Source organism: Paenibacillus mangrovi, from assembly GCF_022898935.1.
Classification (GTDB): domain Bacteria; phylum Bacillota; class Bacilli; order Paenibacillales; family Paenibacillaceae; genus Paenibacillus_AQ; species Paenibacillus_AQ mangrovi.
This window is the reverse complement of sequence record NZ_JALIRP010000008.1, coordinates 163,793-179,894: the sequence shown is the minus strand read 5'-3', so window position 1 is coordinate 179,894 and position 16,102 is coordinate 163,793. Positions and strand designations below refer to the sequence as shown.

The 16,102-nt window shown below is 49.4% G+C and carries 13 protein-coding genes and 1 riboswitch; of the genes, 10 read left to right on the top strand and 3 right to left on the bottom strand.

Features of this window, described 5'->3' with window-relative positions; genetic code table 11:
• Window positions 1-7: 7 nt before the first annotated feature.
• Window positions 8-1,894 (top strand): excinuclease ABC subunit UvrC, encoded by a 1,887-nt coding sequence (gene uvrC, locus MUG84_RS19600; RefSeq protein WP_244727956.1) that lies wholly within the window; start codon window positions 8-10, stop codon window positions 1,892-1,894.
• A gap of 54 nt (window positions 1,895-1,948) precedes the next feature.
• On the opposite strand, the gene MUG84_RS19595 is transcribed toward uvrC, so the two are convergent.
• Entirely contained in the window at window positions 1,949-3,637 is a 1,689-nt protein-coding gene (locus MUG84_RS19595; protein WP_244727953.1) for a CPBP family intramembrane glutamic endopeptidase, read from the bottom strand.
• 266 nt (window positions 3,638-3,903) lie between these two features.
• Window positions 3,904-4,043, top strand: a riboswitch (cyclic di-AMP (ydaO/yuaA leader).
• Between the two features lie 65 nt (window positions 4,044-4,108).
• Here MUG84_RS19595 and MUG84_RS19590 point away from each other — a divergent pair.
• Genes MUG84_RS19590 through MUG84_RS19580 form a run of 3 tightly spaced genes read left to right on the top strand, consistent with a single transcriptional unit; the run spans window position 4,109 to window position 7,444 of the window.
• Window positions 4,109-5,452: a TrkH family potassium uptake protein gene (locus MUG84_RS19590; RefSeq protein ID WP_244727951.1), complete on the top strand. Its 1,344-nt coding sequence runs from the start codon at window positions 4,109-4,111 to the stop codon at window positions 5,450-5,452.
• A gap of 48 nt (window positions 5,453-5,500) precedes the next feature.
• Window positions 5,501-6,169: a potassium channel family protein gene (locus MUG84_RS19585; protein ID WP_244727948.1), complete on the top strand. Its 669-nt coding sequence runs from the start codon at window positions 5,501-5,503 to the stop codon at window positions 6,167-6,169.
• An 18-nt stretch (window positions 6,170-6,187) separates the two neighbouring features.
• On the top strand, window positions 6,188-7,444 hold the full coding sequence (locus MUG84_RS19580) for a cation:proton antiporter (protein ID WP_244727946.1): 1,257 nt from the start codon (window positions 6,188-6,190) through the stop codon (window positions 7,442-7,444).
• Between the two features lie 130 nt (window positions 7,445-7,574).
• On the opposite strand, the gene MUG84_RS19575 is transcribed toward MUG84_RS19580, so the two are convergent.
• Entirely contained in the window at window positions 7,575-8,486 is a 912-nt protein-coding gene (locus MUG84_RS19575; RefSeq protein ID WP_244727944.1) for a LysR family transcriptional regulator, read from the bottom strand.
• Between the two features lie 245 nt (window positions 8,487-8,731).
• Between MUG84_RS19575 and MUG84_RS19570 the strand changes: the two genes are divergently transcribed.
• From MUG84_RS19570 to sdhB, 3 genes are read left to right on the top strand one after another with little or no spacing between them, the layout of a single operon-like run.
• A complete protein-coding gene (locus tag MUG84_RS19570; protein WP_244727942.1) occupies window positions 8,732-9,400 on the top strand; it encodes a succinate dehydrogenase cytochrome b558 subunit in 669 nt (222 codons plus the stop codon).
• Window positions 9,401-9,415: 15 nt separating this feature from the next.
• The gene (gene sdhA, locus MUG84_RS19565; protein ID WP_244727939.1) at window positions 9,416-11,161 is read left to right on the top strand and encodes a succinate dehydrogenase flavoprotein subunit; all 1,746 of its coding nucleotides are present in this window, start codon (window positions 9,416-9,418) and stop codon (window positions 11,159-11,161) included.
• A gap of 15 nt (window positions 11,162-11,176) precedes the next feature.
• Complete coding sequence (sdhB, locus tag MUG84_RS19560; RefSeq protein ID WP_244727937.1) at window positions 11,177-11,941, top strand: succinate dehydrogenase iron-sulfur subunit; 765 nt, start codon at window positions 11,177-11,179, stop codon at window positions 11,939-11,941.
• Window positions 11,942-12,048: 107 nt separating this feature from the next.
• Here the strand turns inward: sdhB and MUG84_RS19555 are convergent, their stop codons facing one another.
• Window positions 12,049-13,428, bottom strand: coding sequence for an aldehyde dehydrogenase (locus tag MUG84_RS19555; protein WP_244727935.1), 1,380 nt, complete (start codon window positions 13,426-13,428; stop codon window positions 12,049-12,051).
• A gap of 116 nt (window positions 13,429-13,544) precedes the next feature.
• Here MUG84_RS19555 and MUG84_RS19550 point away from each other — a divergent pair, with 116 nt between their 5' ends.
• Genes MUG84_RS19550 through MUG84_RS19540 form a run of 3 tightly spaced genes read left to right on the top strand, consistent with a single transcriptional unit; the run spans window position 13,545 to window position 16,052 of the window.
• Complete coding sequence (locus MUG84_RS19550; protein ID WP_244727933.1) at window positions 13,545-14,411, top strand: metallophosphoesterase; 867 nt, start codon at window positions 13,545-13,547, stop codon at window positions 14,409-14,411.
• A 58-nt stretch (window positions 14,412-14,469) separates the two neighbouring features.
• The gene (locus MUG84_RS19545) at window positions 14,470-15,063 is read left to right on the top strand and encodes a GNAT family N-acetyltransferase (protein ID WP_244727931.1); all 594 of its coding nucleotides are present in this window, start codon (window positions 14,470-14,472) and stop codon (window positions 15,061-15,063) included.
• 20 nt (window positions 15,064-15,083) lie between these two features.
• Entirely contained in the window at window positions 15,084-16,052 is a 969-nt protein-coding gene (locus MUG84_RS19540; protein ID WP_244727929.1) for a DMT family transporter, read from the top strand.
• Window positions 16,053-16,102: the final 50 nt, after the last annotated feature.

Sequence of the window (16,102 nt, the reverse complement as noted above, 5' to 3'; positions counted from 1 at the left end):
GGAACCCATGGACGAAACACGGGAATCACAGCAGGATTATGATAAAGCGATGGAAAATATCCGCAACAAGCTTGCGCTGCTCCCCGATCTGCCCGGATGTTATTTGATGAAGAACGTGGATGGCAAAATTATTTATGTCGGCAAGGCCAAAGTGCTGAAAAACCGCGTCCGTTCTTATTTTACCGGTAGTCATGATGGGAAAACGCAGCGGCTCGTGGCGGATATCCGCGATTTTGAATACATCGTTACCGGCAGCAATATTGAAGCGCTTATTCTGGAATGTAATCTGATCAAAACGCATCAGCCGAGATACAATGTACTTCTTAAAGACGACAAGACGTTTCCATATATTAAAATTACCAATGAACCGCATCCGCGGCTTGAAGTAACGAGACGGGTTCTGAGGGACAAGGCCAAATATTTTGGCCCCTATCCGAATGCATACGCAGCCCAGCAGACCAAAAAGCTACTCGACCGGATGTATCCTCTGCGCAAATGTAGTGTGATGCCGAAGGAGGTTTGTCTTTATTACCACATGGGACAATGTTTGGCTCCCTGCGAGAAGGAAGTGGAGCAGTCGGAATATGACCGGATTACCCAGGAGATCATCTCTTTTCTGGGCGGAGGTCATGAAGAGATTAAAAAAGAGCTTCAGCGTAAAATGGAGGAGGCTGCTAAGGAGCTGTATTTCGAGCGGGCAAAGGAGCTCCGCGACCAGATTATGAATATCGATGCCATCATGGAGAAGCAGAAGATTACGACTGCCGACTCCAGGGACCGGGATGTACTAGGATTTGCCGTGGACAAAGGCTGGATGTGCGTGCAAATTCTGTATATGCGTCAGGGGAAAATGGTGCAGCGCCACGCTTCGGCATTTCCGTTCTACGGCGAGGCGTATAGCGATTTCATGACATTCGTTACGCAGTATTATAGTGATAATCCGGCGCTGCCGCAGGAGATCCTGCTTCCTGAAAGTCCGAAGGAGGCCGAAGAGCCTGCAGAGGGGGTCGAAAGCGCGGAAGGTACGGATACGCTGGATGCAGCCGGGGCCGCAGCTTCGCTGCAGGAATGGCTTGGCGTCAAGGTGCTGGTACCGCAGCGCGGTATGAAGCGCCAGATGGTCGGCATGGCGATTGAAAATGCCAAGGTGTCTCTTGATGAGAAATTCCGCCTGATTGAACGGGACGAAGAAAGAACCTTCAAGGCGGCTTCTAATCTGGGGCAATCCATTGGCATCGAGCGTCTGCACCGGATTGAAGCCTTCGATAACTCGAACATCCAGGGTACGAACCCTGTTTCTGCGATGGTGGTTTTTATAGATGGGAAACCGGACAAGAAAGAATACCGAAAATATAAAGTCCGTTCCGTGCAAGGACCGGATGATTACGAAACGATGCGCGAGGTCATCCGAAGACGCTACGAACGCGTGCTGAAGGAAAATCTGGAGATGCCAGATCTGATCGTTGTAGACGGGGGCAAAGGCCAAATTTCCGCTGCAGTTGACGTGCTTGAGAATGAGCTTGGTTTGTTTATTCCGGTATGTGGACTAGTGAAGGATGTGAAGCACAGAACCGCGCAGTTGATGGTGGGGGATCCGCCTGAGCCGGTTAATTTGCCGCGGGACAGCCAGGAGTTCTATCTTCTGCAGCGGATTCAGGACGAGGTTCACCGCTTTGCCATCACCTTTCACCGGGAGCAGCGCGGCAAATCGATGGTTGCGTCGAAGTTGGATTCGATTCCGGGAATCGGCGAGAAGCGGCGTAAGCTGCTGCTGAAGCATTTTGGCTCACTCAAAAAAATAAAAGAGGCCAGCATCGACGATTTCCGGCCTCTTTCTATAGGTGATAAGCTGGCAAAGCAAATTATTGCAGCCCTTCAGGATGAGGAGTCATAATATATGGCTCCTTTTTCTTTTTACGATTATACAGATAAATTGAACAAAAGTTTATTACTGCCAGCCATGTTGTGGCATAGTTGATTTACCTTTTCTTTTGTTCGAATTATACAGATAAACGATATAAGCCACAATCGCAGGCATGATGATGGTGACAATTCCTGCAATAATGTCTGGAACATCTCCGAGAGCGAACAGGCTGAAGCTCATGAGTACACTGTCGAAGACGACATGGCTGAACATGACGGCGATATAACCGTGCTTCAGGAAGATAAAGCTGAAAATCAATCCGATGATCGTCAGCTCAATCGGCCGCGTAATGACAGGATAGATTGGGTAAAGCGTATGACCCAGTGCCCATATCACGGTAGGAATCAGACAGGCTACAAAGGTATTGCGAAAGAGTTTTTTCATCATCGGGATGCCGAACAAACGGTATATTGCCTCTTCGGAAATACCGGCCATCCAGGCCATAATCGGCAGAAGCCATGGGTACAGCATATTGTATGGCGACTGTGTCGCATCGGTGGTCGACCAGCTGTGAATGGTTTTATCCAGCACAATGTAGATGACAGATTGAACTCCCATGAGAATAAACGCCCAGAGGTAGCCTGTGAACATGCTGTGAAGCACATACGGCCCGTATCCGGGCTCTTTAGCCCGTGCCCATGCGTTCAGACCCGCTTTGCGCCAGAGCCCGTCACCGCCGACGAGAGAGAAATACAAGAGCGCTGACATCGCGAGATTAAAGATGGCCTGGACAGTCATGGCAATGGAAAGCCCAAAGCCGGTTAGCCCCTCCGCCTCAAAAACGGGCAGCAAGTTATAGGCGCTGAATGTGGATACTGCAAAATAAAACGTGCTTAAGAAGATACCCCGTTTAAAGGAGGTTTGATGCCGGGTCAATGCACTGTACACAATAGCGAGAATTCCAAGTACGATAGTGAGCAGCCCGTATCCCAATGTTGTGAGCCATTTGGCTTTGGAGGTTTCCTTATTCACGTAAGCGGTATGCTCCGCTGGGACTGAGAAGGCTGGCTGGTAGGAGTGGATAACTCCGTCTTCAAACGCAAATTTCAATTGGAGATTCGAGTTTCCAATAGATTTACCAGGATCGGTGTATACAAGTCCCGGCTTGTTCCCTTCGGTGGACACCTTAAGCTTACTGGCATCAAGACCCATTTTCTGAAGCCACGGATCAGCCAGCTTCTCTTTATCCTGCAGGGTCATATTTCCTTCTACAACCCGAAGCTTGTTGTCGCGTCTCTCTTTATTCGGCTCTGCCATCGCGGCAGCATACTTCGAGTACTGTGGCGTCACGGAAAAAGCAACGACCTTACCTGAATTCATATGTACGTCGATATCGGTATGCCCGTTGCCTCCTTTTTCGGTTAAACGAACACGGAAGACATCGTAAGGATAATTTTTCTCATAGGTCTTGTTATATTTGTCCAGCAGCTTCTCCCTGGATAAATATCCGTATAAATCGGATTTGGACTGATAGGTCACTAGCGCTTCTTTATTCATGTCGATCTGAAGATGAAGGGTATTTTGCGCGAATGCCACTGCGGCGTCCTTAGCCTGTTCCTTGCTTATGACCTTCGTATTCTGCTGCTCCAGCGTATCTGAAGCGGTTGAAGGCAGGACTTGGAACAGAATGAATAGAACAAGACCGATGAACGCAAACACTCCCAGTCTCTTATAGTTGACCTTTAGTTGAAGTGGCTGTCCGACGGGATTCATGTAGTGCCCCCTTTAACTTGGTTATATTGTGTGATAAACATATTATAACCGTAAACATAGCATACGATGTCCATCAAAGCCAGGTTTTGAAGCATTCGAGGTATGAAAAAGCAATGAAACCAAGGGAAAAGTTTTGTAAACGCAAGAAAATGGCACACTTTTATGAGATTTGTGATGTAATCAGGCTGTATTCGAACGTTTTTATTCAAATAATGGCTTTGTGATGTAAAACAATAAGGATTATAATTTTGATGCAATTGAAATAAATAATACATACGCCGAATTTCCGTTCGAAAACGGGGGAACCATTATTTTGGGGTGAATTTCGCTAAGAATGCAGCGAATAGGGCAACCTGTGCATGCCCGAATCCGTCAGCTAACCTCGTAGGTGTTTTGCAGCAGGAGCCCAACCCGAAAGGCATTGGATTTCCGATGCTTTTTTTATTTTGACTTTTTTGAGTAGAGGTGGATATGTTGACAGCTAAATTCAAGTGGTTCCGATTGTCGCCCCCGCAGATTCTCGTAATGGGGTTCGCCGCAATCATCCTGATCGGGGCCATACTTCTCACTTTGCCGATATCAAATACAACAGGAAAACCGCTTCGTTTTATTGATGCGTTGTTCACCGCAACCTCGGCAACATGTGTTACAGGTTTAGTTGTCCAAGATACAGGCATTTATTTCAGTACCTTCGGCCAAATCGTGATTATGCTGCTCATTCAGGTGGGTGGTCTCGGCTTCATGACCATGGCAACCTTGTTCTCTCTGGTGCTTAAACGCAAAATATCACTGCGTGACCGCCTGATCCTTCAAGAGGCCATGAACCAGAATACGATGGAAGGCATCGTACGCCTAATCCGCAAGGTTCTGCTCTTTTCACTCATCATTGAAGGCTGTGCCGCCGTAGTGCTTGCCATCCGCTGGTCCTTTGATATGCCAGTTGGACAGGCCATTTATTTCGGTATATTCCACGCTGTTTCAATGTTTAACAATGCGGGCTTTGACCTGTTCGGACATTTTAACAGCCTGACAAGTTATGTGAATGATCCGATTGTAAACATCGTTGTCATGTTCCTGATCGTATCTGGCGGTCTCGGTTTTATCGTCTTGTCTGATTTGGTGGAGTACCGTAAAAACCGGAAGCTGTCGCTGCATTCCAAAGTGGTGCTGTCGATGACAGGTGCGCTGATCCTGTTTGGAACGATTGTCATCTTTATTTTTGAATATTCGAATCCTGCAACACTCGGTTCGCTCGACTGGGGCGGCAAGATTCTCGCTTCTTTCTTTCAGTCGGTGACGACGCGCACGGCGGGGGCGAATACAATAGACCTTGCGAGCATGCGGCAAGCCTCCCAATTTTTCATGGTAATATTGATGTTCATCGGCGCATCTCCGGGCTCCACCGGGGGCGGGATCAAGACGACGACTTTTACCATTTTGGTGGGGGCTGTGGTCGCCATGATCCGTGGACGCGACGATATCGTGCTTTTCCGTTATCGTTTGGCACAGGAGCGTATCTTCAAAGCACTGACGATTACCTTCCTGGCTCTGTTTCTGGTGCTGGGAGTGTCCATGATACTCTCTACGACGGAGGACAGCGACTTCCTGACGATCTTGTACGAAACGACCTCGGCCTTCGGCACGGTCGGGCTGAGCGTGGGTCTCACTTCACACTTGACGGTGGTTGGTAAGATTCTGATCAGCCTAACGATGTTTGCCGGCCGCTTGGGTCCGCTAACTCTGGCATATGCGCTTGGTCCTAAAAAAGGCAAAGAGCTGTACCGTCATCCGGAAGGCAAGATTACGATCGGGTAATGCATAGAAACATAGAAATTTGATTATATAAGGAGTATCAAGAGAGAAATGAAAACACAGCAGTTTGTTGTCATCGGTCTGGGCCGTTTCGGCTCGAGTCTTGCACTGGAGCTGATCGATCTGGGATATGAGGTGCTAGGAATTGACAAGAATGAAGAAGTCGTCAGCGATATGAGCGAATACCTGACTCATGCGGTTGTAGCCGATGCCACGGATGAAGAAGTTCTGAAATCCCTTGGCATACGTAATTTTGACTGCGGCATCGTGGCGATTGGCGACGATATCCAAATGAGCATTCTTGCTGCCATATTGTTGAAAGATCTGGGTGTCCGTACCGTCGTTGCCAAGGCGATATCGATTCTTCATGGACGCGCTTTGGGCAAGCTTGGCGTTGACCGAGTGATTTTCCCGGAAAGAGACATGGGGATCCGCGTAGCCCATCAGCTGGTCACTCCAAACCTGCTTGACTACATTGAATTGTCCAAGGAGTACAGCATTGTGGAAATGACGGTGCCTAAATGCCTGGACGGCAGAACCTTGAGCGAGGTCAACACCCGCGCGAAGTTCGGCTGCAGCATCGTGGCTTTGCATCGCGAAGGAAAGGTTATTGTTGCTCCGACAGCGATGGATCAGCTTCATAAAGGGGATATAATGGTCATCATCGGTTCAAATGAAAATATCGACCGCTTCGAGAGCGAAGCCGTTAACGTAAATTAAAGCGGGAAGTGACCTAAGATGGAATCCTCTACTACTGAAATCATTCATCATATCTTAATTCTGCTGCTCTTTATTATCACGGTCGGAATGCTGGCGGGAAGGATAGCTTCCTGGCTCAGACTGCCTGACGTTGCTGTATTTATTATTGCCGGTATGGTACTCGGACAAGGGATGCACCTGATTAATACCACCAGCAGTTCGCTCATGAATCAGATGATTTTGACGGTTGGTTCGGCACTGATTCTGTTCGATGGGGGCCGGAATCTTACGCTTAGCGGCCTCAAGAAGGTATGGATAACACTCTCAATGCTCGCAGTACCCGGCGTCCTGATTACGGCAGGCATCGTGGGCGTTGCGGTACATTATTTGTTTGGACTGGACTGGATCTTCTCCTTTCTCGCTGCTGCAGTTATTGCTTCGACGGATCCAGCTTCAATTATTCCGGTCTTTAAACAGGTGAAAATTAAAGAGCGGGTAAGAGAGACGGTAGAAAGCGAATCGGCGTTTAATGATGCCACCGGCTCGATTCTGACCTTTGCACTGCTGGCAGCGGTGACCAGTGGCAAGTCGCTGCATATCGGAAACATGGCCTTGGATTTCGTCAAAACGGCCGTCGGCGGCATTCTCGTCGGGGCGGTTGTCTCGATCATACTGACCTATCTGGTGGCGCATTTCCGTGTGGGTGTACTTAAAGATTACACGACGATTGCGATGATTGTTGTCGCACTTTCTTCCTATTTAATTGGGGATATGCTTCATGTCAGCGGATTTATGGCTACCTTTGTAGCCGGACTGATCTGGGGGAATGCGGACACGATGGGATTGTCCATGGATGACAAGCTGGAAGAAACGGCGAGTTTTGCGGATAATACCAGCATCATGATGCGGATGCTCATCTTTATTATGCTTGGCAGCCAGGTCGATTTCCATGCCCTTGGCCAATACTTCTGGCCAAGTCTTGGAGTGGTGCTCGTGTTGATGTTTATTGCCCGTCCGCTGACGGTTCTGCTGTGCGCGCTTCCGGACCGCAAAGTGAAGTGGTCTTGGCGCGAACTTCTTTTTATGATGTGGGTACGTGAAACGGGCGTAATTCCAGCAGCTTTGTCCGGCATGATTGCCGGGATGGGCGTGGCGCATGCAAGCACGATATCCGCAATTACCTTTATGGCGATTATGATGACGATTTTGCTTCAGGCGAGCACCACCGCTCTAGTAGCGCGCAAGCTGGGTCTGGAAATTAAGTCTGATTCCTCAACGTCACCTGAGGCTGGATGAACAGCGCGCAAGGTGGCTAAGCCGGATAAGCTTTCACCTTATTAATAAAAAGGAATGGCCCATCGATGTAGAGATATTCTACTCCGAGGGGCCTTTCATTTTTTGGATAACTGCTACGAGCTGGATGTTTCTAAGAGTTATATTTGTTTACATATTGTCCGAAAATAAACTTAGTTTCCTCAATCCACCGTTTGGCTCCAGCACTTAAGCCCCCGTTCTCCGAATAGATCAGCGAGGTGGTGCGCCGGGTTTCTTTTAAGGCCGGGATGTGAATCGTGACGAGTTCATTGTCATCGAGCAGTTGGCTTCGCAAATATGATTTGGGCAGCAAGGCAGCCGCCTTGCATGCCGGTAACAGACGCACGATGGCTTCAAACGAATCCATCTCCATCCGGATATCCGGCACGACACCCGCGCGATGAAAAAGCTCATCGGTAAGTTTACGATACCACGTTCCCGTTGAGAATATGATCATGGGGAGACCGTGAAGCATGTCCATGCCCACTTCCTCCTGCTCAAACAGGGGATGATTTTTGGGAAGGACGAGCTCCAAATGATCGTCAAACAGAGCGGTGCAGTGGAGGCCCGGCTCCTTGATCGATGAGGCCACGATACCGGCATCCAGTTTCTTATCGCGTACGGCCGATACAATTTCATGCGTTTTGCCAGTGATGAGCTTGAGTTCGGCTGTCGGATGCTTTTCCATAAAAGCAGTCACGAGCGGCGGCAGTGTGGTCTGCAGCGTTGTCAGACTGGCTCCAAGCGTCACGGAAATTTGGTCATCCCCTTTATATTTGGCGATCATCTGCAAAAACTTCTGCTTTTGTTGACGTTGTTCAAGAGCGAAGTTATAGGCCGTCTGTCCGAATGCGGTAAGCTCAAGTCTTTTGCCGCGCCGGTTGAACAAGCTGACACCCAGCTCATCCTCGAGCTTGGAGATTTTACGGGAAAGGGCAGGCTGTGACAAATTCAACAGCTTGGAGGCTTTATTCAGGCTAGACTGTTCGACAATCGTAGCGAATACGTCCAAGTCCTCGAACATAAAGTTCACCTTCTCTATCTTGTTATAGATTCTATATAACTTAAATCATTGCAGACTCATCATTAGTCGCTGCTTATGCATCTAAATTATAATGATTAATAATTATATTGCAATTCCATTATAAGAAAAAAAAGAGTAACATGAAAAGTGCCACAAGTTGTTCACACCTAACATGTGAATGACTGTGAAATGTCGAAAAATGAATTTTGAAAACGTTGTATATTGAGAAAGGGGCACGTCAATCTATGAATGGTTATTATTCCAGAAAGCTGCATTCGCTTCTTGGAGTCATTCCGCTCAGCTTGTTTTTTATCGAGCATGTGCTGACGAATTTTGGGGCATTTGAGGGAGGTCCCGATCGCTTTAATGCCGGTGTAAAGCTGTTAAACGATCTTCCGCTTGTCTATTTGCTCGAGTGGGTTTTGATCTATATTCCGCTGATTTACCACGGTATTTTCGGTTTGTATATTGCTTACCAGGCCAAACCGAATAACGGGCATTTCCAGTATTCTCGTAACTGGCGTTACCTGTTCCAGCGGATCACGGGTGTGATTACCTTTGTATTCATCATCTGGCACTTATATGAGACCCGTATACAGGTGGCACTGGGTAATGTAACCCATGAAGAGCTGGGCAGCGTAATGCATAACATCATGGTACAGCCGGGGCTATTCACCTTGTACCTGATCGGTGTCGTATCCGCATCGTTCCACTTCGCCAATGGCCTCTGGTCCTTCCTTGTCAGCTGGGGTATTACGGTGGGACCACGTGCGCAGCGTGTATCTTCTTACATCTGCATGACGCTGTTTGTTGTGATGGCTCTAATGCTCGTGCTGTCCATGGTTGCATTCCGCGGAGCGGAATTCCAGGGAGCATCAGTAATGCTTGATACTGTAAAGTCAGTTCTTAGTTAAGGAGAGTGAGCGTGAATGGCAACAAATAACATCATTATCGTGGGCGGCGGTCTGGCTGGCCTGATGGCTACCATCAAATCAGCAGAAGCCGGCGTCCATGTTCACTTATTTTCTTTGGTCCCTGTAAAAAGATCGCACTCCGTATGTGCACAGGGCGGAATTAACGGAGCCGTTAACACAAAAGGTGAAGGCGACTCCCCTTGGATCCACTTTGACGATACCGTGTACGGCGGCGACTTCCTCGCCAATCAGCCTCCGGTTAAAGCGATGTGCGATGCGGCACCTGGCATCATCCACCTGATGGACCGTATGGGCGTTATGTTCAACCGGACTCCGGAAGGTTTGCTTGATTTCCGCCGCTTCGGTGGTACAAAGCATCACCGTACGGCGTATGCAGGTGCAACCACCGGTCAGCAGCTGCTGTATGCGCTGGATGAGCAGGTTCGTCGTCATGAGGCAGCAGGACTTGTAACGAAACATGAGAATTGGGAATTCTTGTCCGCCGTTATCGATGACGATGGTGTATGCCGCGGCATTTGTGCACAGGATTTGCGTACGATGGAAATCCATACGTTTACTGCCGATGCGGTTATCCTTGCAAGTGGCGGCCCTGGCATCATCTTCGGCAGAACGACCAACTCCGTTATTAACACGGGCACAGCTGCAAGCGCCGTGTATCAGCAGGGTGTTCATTATGCCAACGGCGAATTCATTCAAATTCACCCGACGGCTATTCCAGGGGATGACAAGCTGCGCCTGATGTCCGAATCCGCTCGTGGTGAAGGCGGACGGATCTGGACTTATAAAGACGGCAAGCCTTGGTACTTCCTGGAGGAAAAATATCCGGCTTACGGAAACCTTGTTCCACGGGATATCGCTACCCGCGAGATCTTTGACGTGTGCGTAAACCAAGGGCTCGGCGTTAACGGCGAAAACACGGTTTATCTCGATTTGTCCCATAAAGATCCGAAGGAACTCGACGTTAAGCTTGGCGGCATCATCGAAATCTACGAGAAATTCGTAGGCGATGACCCTCGTAAAATTCCGATGAAAATCTTCCCAGCCGTGCACTATTCCATGGGCGGCATGTGGGTCGATTACAACCAAATGACCAATATTCCAGGCTTGTTCGCTGCCGGCGAATGTGATTATCAATACCATGGCGCGAACCGTCTGGGAGCCAACTCGCTTGTATCTGCCATCTATGGCGGTATGGTAGCCGGTCCTAAAGCGGTTGAATATATCAAAGGACTTAAAAAATCCGCTGCAGACGTATCGTCCACCGTGTTCGACAGATACAAAAAGCAGCAGGATGACAAATACGAAAACATCCTTAAGATGGACGGCAACGAAAACGCCTATGGACTGCATAAAGAGCTGGGCGAAATGATGAACGCCAACATGACGGTTGTCCGTTATAACGATAGATTGGAACAGACCATCGGCAAGATCAAAGACATGAAGCAGCGCTATAAGAACATCAACATCAACGATAAGTCGCGCTGGAACAACCCTGGAGCATCTTTTACACGTCAATTGTGGAACATGCTTGAGCTTGCGGAAGCCATGACGCTTGGAGCACTGCTGCGCAATGAAAGCCGCGGTGCCCATTACAAACCGGAATTCCCGGACCGCAATGATGAAGAGTTCCTGAAAACCACCAAAGCGACTTGGACGCCGGATGGTCCAGAAATCTCTTATGAGCCGGTTGACGTTTCGTTGATCCCTCCACGGATCCGCGACTATTCCAAAGAGAAGTAAGAAGGGGGATTTGACATGGCGGAACAAACTGCTTCAACCAAAACAGTGAAGTTTATTATTACCCGTCAGGACAGCCCGGACTCTGCATCTTATGTTGAGGAATTCGAGCTTCCTTATCGCCCGGGTATGAACGTAATCAGCGCCCTGATGGAAATTCAGCGCAACCCGCTGAACAACAAGGGCGAAAAAGTAGCCCCGGTATGTTGGGAATCAAACTGTCTCGAGGAGGTCTGCGGTGCCTGCTCCATGGTCATCAACGGCAAGCCACGCCAGGCTTGTGCCGCACTGGTTGATAAATTGGAACAGCCGATCCGCGTGCAGCCGATGAGAACATTCCCGGTTGTCCGTGACCTTGTCATCGACCGCAGCCGGATGTTTAATGCACTGAAGCGCGTCAAGGCATGGGTTCCGATCGATGGTACGTACGATCTCGGTCCTGGACCGCGCATGGCGGAGAAAAAACGTCAATGGGCTTATGAGCTGTCCAAGTGCATGACTTGTGGCGTATGTCTCGAAGCTTGCCCGAACGTGAATGAAAAGTCCGATTTTATCGGTCCTGCGGCAATTTCTCAGGTCCGTCTGTTCAATGCTCATCCTACGGGTGAAATGAACTCCGAAGAGCGTCTGGATGCCCTGATGGATGACGGCGGCATTGAGGGCTGCGGCAACTCGCAGAACTGCGTGCGTTCCTGTCCGAAAGGAATTCCGCTGACAACTTCCATTGCGGAGATCAACAAGCAAACCACCAAGCATCTGTTCAAAAAATGGCTTAACGTGTAACGCCAAGCCTGAACATAAATGAGCCTCCGGCAACGCAGTATCAAGCTGCAGAGCGGAGGCTTTTTATTTTCGTAAATTCAAATCTGGTTATGAAGCTGCCGTAACTCCTACGGCTTCAGCAGCTTGCGCAGATATTTCAAGCCGTTTTTGGATGAAGGGTATCGGAATTTGAAATCGAAAAGATTAGTCTGCTTCAGGACGCTTTTGTAATGCGAAAAGGTGTCGAAGCTCCCCTGTCCATGGTATGCGCCCATCCCGCTTTCGCCGACACCGCCAAAAGGCAAGTAAGGCGTAGCAATATGCATAAGGGTATCATTGATGCAGCCGCCACCGTATGGAACGCTTTCGACAACCATTTCCTCGATTTCGGGCTCGCGTGTGAACAAATAGAGCGCAAGCGGCTTCGGACGATCGTTGATCATATCCACGGCGTCCTGAATGCGGTCATATTCGATGATCGGCAGTATAGGTCCGAAGATTTCTTCCTGCATGACTGGCATATCCCACGTGACCTGATCCAGTAGCGTAGGCTCGATGGTCAGGTGATCGGGCGCAGTATGTCCGCCGGAGACAATGCTTCCGTTTTGCAGAAACGAAGTCAGTCTTTGAAAATGCTTTTCGGATACAATCCGCCCATACGATGGATTTACTAACGGGTCCTTGCCGTAAAACTCTTGAATGGCTTCCTTGATGTAGGCAACCAGCTCTTTTTTTACGCTGTGATGCACAAGGAGATAGTCGGGAGCGATGCAGGTTTGCCCGGCATTGGTGAACTTGCCGAAGACGATGCGCTGTGCGGTAAGCTTCAGCGGGGCATCGGAGTGAACGATGCAGGGACTCTTGCCGCCGAGCTCTAAGGTGAGCGGTATAAGCTGTTTGGCGGCTGCCTGCATGACGATTTTACCGACGTTAACGCTGCCTGTGAAAAAGATATAGTCCACCGGCGCGGCCAGCAATGCCTGGCTTACTTCGGGACCGCCTTCTACGACAGCCACGTATTCCGCCTCGAAAATGCCGCCAAGAATCTCCGCGAGCAGCGATGACATGGCGGGGGTGAGCTCCGACGGCTTCATGACCGCAGTGTTGCCTGCGGCCAAAGCGCCGATCAGTGGAGATATTGCCAGCTGGTAAGGATAATTCCAAGGGGCTATAATGAGGGTAGTGCCATAAGGTTCGGGAATAATCCGTCCCTTGCTTCCGAAGTGCGTCAGCGCTGTCTTGACCTTTTTAGGAACCATCCAGCTGCGCAAATGCTTGATCGTAAAGGATAATTCTTCATAGACCATTCCAATTTCCGTAGAATATGCCTCAAATTCGCTTTTATTCAGATCCTTCCGTAAAGCCTCGATGATCTGCTTCTCGTAAGCGACCAGCGCCTCTTTGAGCTTTTTCAGCTGGCGCAGGCGGTATTCATAAGGACGGGTAACGCCGCTTCTGTAGAAATCTTTTTGTTTCTGAATAAGGGCTGCCATGGTATCGTTATACATAGAGCTTCATCCTTTTTTAATCATTCTAAGATAATAGAAAATATTAAGTTCTCAGCAGAGTGCAAGTAATTTCGAACAGTTTTTATAATTTCTATTATACAGGGAGTTTCCGGCAAATGAAAAACAGCCCGAAGTCCGGCAAGATGACGCGAAGGGCGTTTTTGAAGCGCTGCGGAGCGGCCGTTATGGGTGCCGGCATGATTACGGGGGGATATGCCTGGTTGTGGGAACCAAGGCAGCTTGACGTGACTCGTTTAACGCTTCGATGTCCAAGGCTTCCGGCCCTATTTGACGGCCTAGTGATAGCGCAGTTCAGCGATCTGCATCTGGGATTTCATTCACGCGAAAGCGATATTGAACAGTTGGCAAAAGCAATTGAAGGTGAATCCCCCAATATGATTCTGTTCACCGGGGATATCGTAGATTCAGGTACGGATTCCCTGCCGGATTATCTTCCGCTGCTAGCCTCCATGCGCACGGATCTCGGGAAGTTTGCGATTCTCGGTAATCATGATTATCTGGTTCATCCGGATCAGGTCACTGACATGCTGACAACCGCAGGCTTTAGGGTGCTGCGAAATGAGCATACGCTGGTGAAGCGTCAGGGAGAGTCCATAGCTGTCGTCGGTCTGGACGACCAGATTATGGGCTGGCCAGATCCGGAAAGAGGCTTGCATGGGGTTCCTGAGGGCTTATTCACTCTGCTCATGATGCATGAGCCGGATTATGCCGATATTGCAGTGAATTACCCGTTTGATTTGCAGTTCTCTGGACACAGCCATGGAGGGCAGGTGCGGCTTCCTTTTCTGGGAGCGCTGCTTACGCCGCCGGGGTCGAAAAAGTATATTATGGGAGCTTATGCGATCGGTGACCGCCGCATGCCATTGTATGTGAGCCGGGGTATTGGAGAAACCCATTTGCCGATACGATTCCTGTGCAAGCCGGAACTTACTATTTTTACGCTGAGAGCAGGCAGTTCCTAGCTTGTCGCATGGACGATCTGGCCTATCGTGTCTTAGGAAGAGAAGGAGTGGGATGGGGATGTTCACAGAACGATTTCAATTTTCGCCGGTGCTGGCAGGTAAACGTTTAAGACTGGAGCAGATTGAGAAAAAGGATGCCCCCAGCCTTCTGGCCATGCTATCCGACCCAATTGTCATGAAATATGTTACACAGGGGTCCTTCTTCAGCTTCTCCAAGTCGCGCCGCGTTGCGGCTGAGCTGCTGAATACAAGACGTCCGGATTCGATACATTACGGCATCTGGCTGCCGGAAACGGAAGGTCCGATTGGGGTCGTGTCCCTACAAAACATAAGGCAAGAACGCCGTGATGCCATGATCGGTTACATGCTGGACCGCAGCTACTGGCATCAGGGGCTGGCCACCGAGGCTCTGGGCCTCCTGCTGCGTTATGCGTTCAGTGAGCTTCATTTGCAGCGTGTAGAAGGCAGGTGTCATGCCGTGAATTCCGCTTCGGAACGCGTTATGCAAAAAAACGGTATGGTGCTGGAACGCACGTTAAACCAGAAGAGAATGTTTTTCGCAGCACCGCTAGAGATGAAAATATACAGTCTTACAGATCAACAATTTCTGGCCCAAAATAGTGCAGGCGCTGAGAATGATGGTAAGCATTGAAGGGAGATTAGGACAACAAGGTGAAGGCAGAAACATGGTTTAGACATCCGGCAGGCATACTGATCAGTTCCGTAGGAGCTACATTGCTCTGGGGAAGCGCGCTGCCGGTCATTAAGATCAGCTATCAGCATTTTCAAATTGATTCAAAAAACGTATTTGGTGAATGGGTATTTGCAGGCTACCGTTTCGTGCTTGCAGGACTTATTCTGATTATTCTGGCCATGCTGATGGGGCAGACCCGCGGCAGTGGCAGAAAGCCACTTTCGGTGCCGCGTCTTGTCCGGCTAGGATTTGTTCAAACCTTTATGCAGTATCTTGTGCTGTATGCGGGACTTAGCTTCAGTTCAGGGATTGAGAGCTCTATACTGGTCGGCTCCACATCGCTGTTTCAAATTCTGTCGGCAAGGATGATGGACAAGACAGAGGGCCTCAGCCCGGCGAAATGGTTTGGTATGCTGCTTGGATTTCTGGGCATCCTGGTCATGGGCTTCGGCCAGCAGGGGGTTCAGTTCCATTTTGGTCTCGGTTCACTGCTTCTGCTGGCATCGGCAGCATTCGGCGGATTCGGCAACGTGCTTTTCCGCAAAGAAAGCGCGAATGAATCGGTTATTGCCTTGACAGGTAAGCAGATGCTGGTCGGAGGTTTGGGTCTTTTGGTCGTAGGAGCGGTCCGGAGCGGCTTTGCGCCGTTTCACTTTGATGCGAAGGGATGGCTGCTGCTTGCTTATTTATCCGTCCTGTCGGCAGCGGGCTTTGCGTTATGGAATACAGTCATGAAATACAACGCCGTTGGCAAGGTGTCATTATATCTGTTCTTGATTCCTGTATTCGGTGTACTGCTGTCGTCGGTGCTGCTGGATGAAAGGGTATCTGCCTGGATTGTGTTCTCGCTTGTACTTGTGGTGGCCGGTATCGTGATCGTTAATCGTTCTAGCCGTTCTGTTAAGGAGAAGGGACTGGCTCAAAAGGAAGTCCAAAGAAGCTTGTAACGAAAGAGGTAAGTTTTGTAACACAATTGAAATATTGCTGTTATGCGCCT

What these genes read in the sequence shown, in the direction of transcription:
- MUG84_RS19590 (WP_244727951.1), top strand. Translation starts at nt 4,109, where the DNA reads ATGTTGACAGCTAAATTCAAGTGGTTCCGATTGTCGCCCCCGCAGATT.
- MUG84_RS19580 (WP_244727946.1), top strand. Translation starts at nt 6,188, where the DNA reads ATGGAATCCTCTACTACTGAAATCATTCATCATATCTTAATTCTGCTG.
- MUG84_RS19585 (WP_244727948.1), top strand. Translation starts at nt 5,501, where the DNA reads ATGAAAACACAGCAGTTTGTTGTCATCGGTCTGGGCCGTTTCGGCTCG.
- MUG84_RS19555 (WP_244727935.1), bottom strand. Translation starts at nt 13,428, where the DNA reads ATGTATAACGATACCATGGCAGCCCTTATTCAGAAACAAAAAGATTTC.
- MUG84_RS19545 (WP_244727931.1), top strand. Translation starts at nt 14,470, where the DNA reads ATGTTCACAGAACGATTTCAATTTTCGCCGGTGCTGGCAGGTAAACGT.
- sdhB (WP_244727937.1), top strand. Translation starts at nt 11,177, where the DNA reads ATGGCGGAACAAACTGCTTCAACCAAAACAGTGAAGTTTATTATTACC.
- MUG84_RS19575 (WP_244727944.1), bottom strand. Translation starts at nt 8,486, where the DNA reads ATGTTCGAGGACTTGGACGTATTCGCTACGATTGTCGAACAGTCTAGC.
- MUG84_RS19550 (WP_244727933.1), top strand. Translation starts at nt 13,545, where the DNA reads ATGAAAAACAGCCCGAAGTCCGGCAAGATGACGCGAAGGGCGTTTTTG.
- uvrC (WP_244727956.1), top strand. Translation starts at nt 8, where the DNA reads ATGGACGAAACACGGGAATCACAGCAGGATTATGATAAAGCGATGGAA.
- sdhA (WP_244727939.1), top strand. Translation starts at nt 9,416, where the DNA reads ATGGCAACAAATAACATCATTATCGTGGGCGGCGGTCTGGCTGGCCTG.
- MUG84_RS19570 (WP_244727942.1), top strand. Translation starts at nt 8,732, where the DNA reads ATGAATGGTTATTATTCCAGAAAGCTGCATTCGCTTCTTGGAGTCATT.
- MUG84_RS19595 (WP_244727953.1), bottom strand. Translation starts at nt 3,637, where the DNA reads ATGAATCCCGTCGGACAGCCACTTCAACTAAAGGTCAACTATAAGAGA.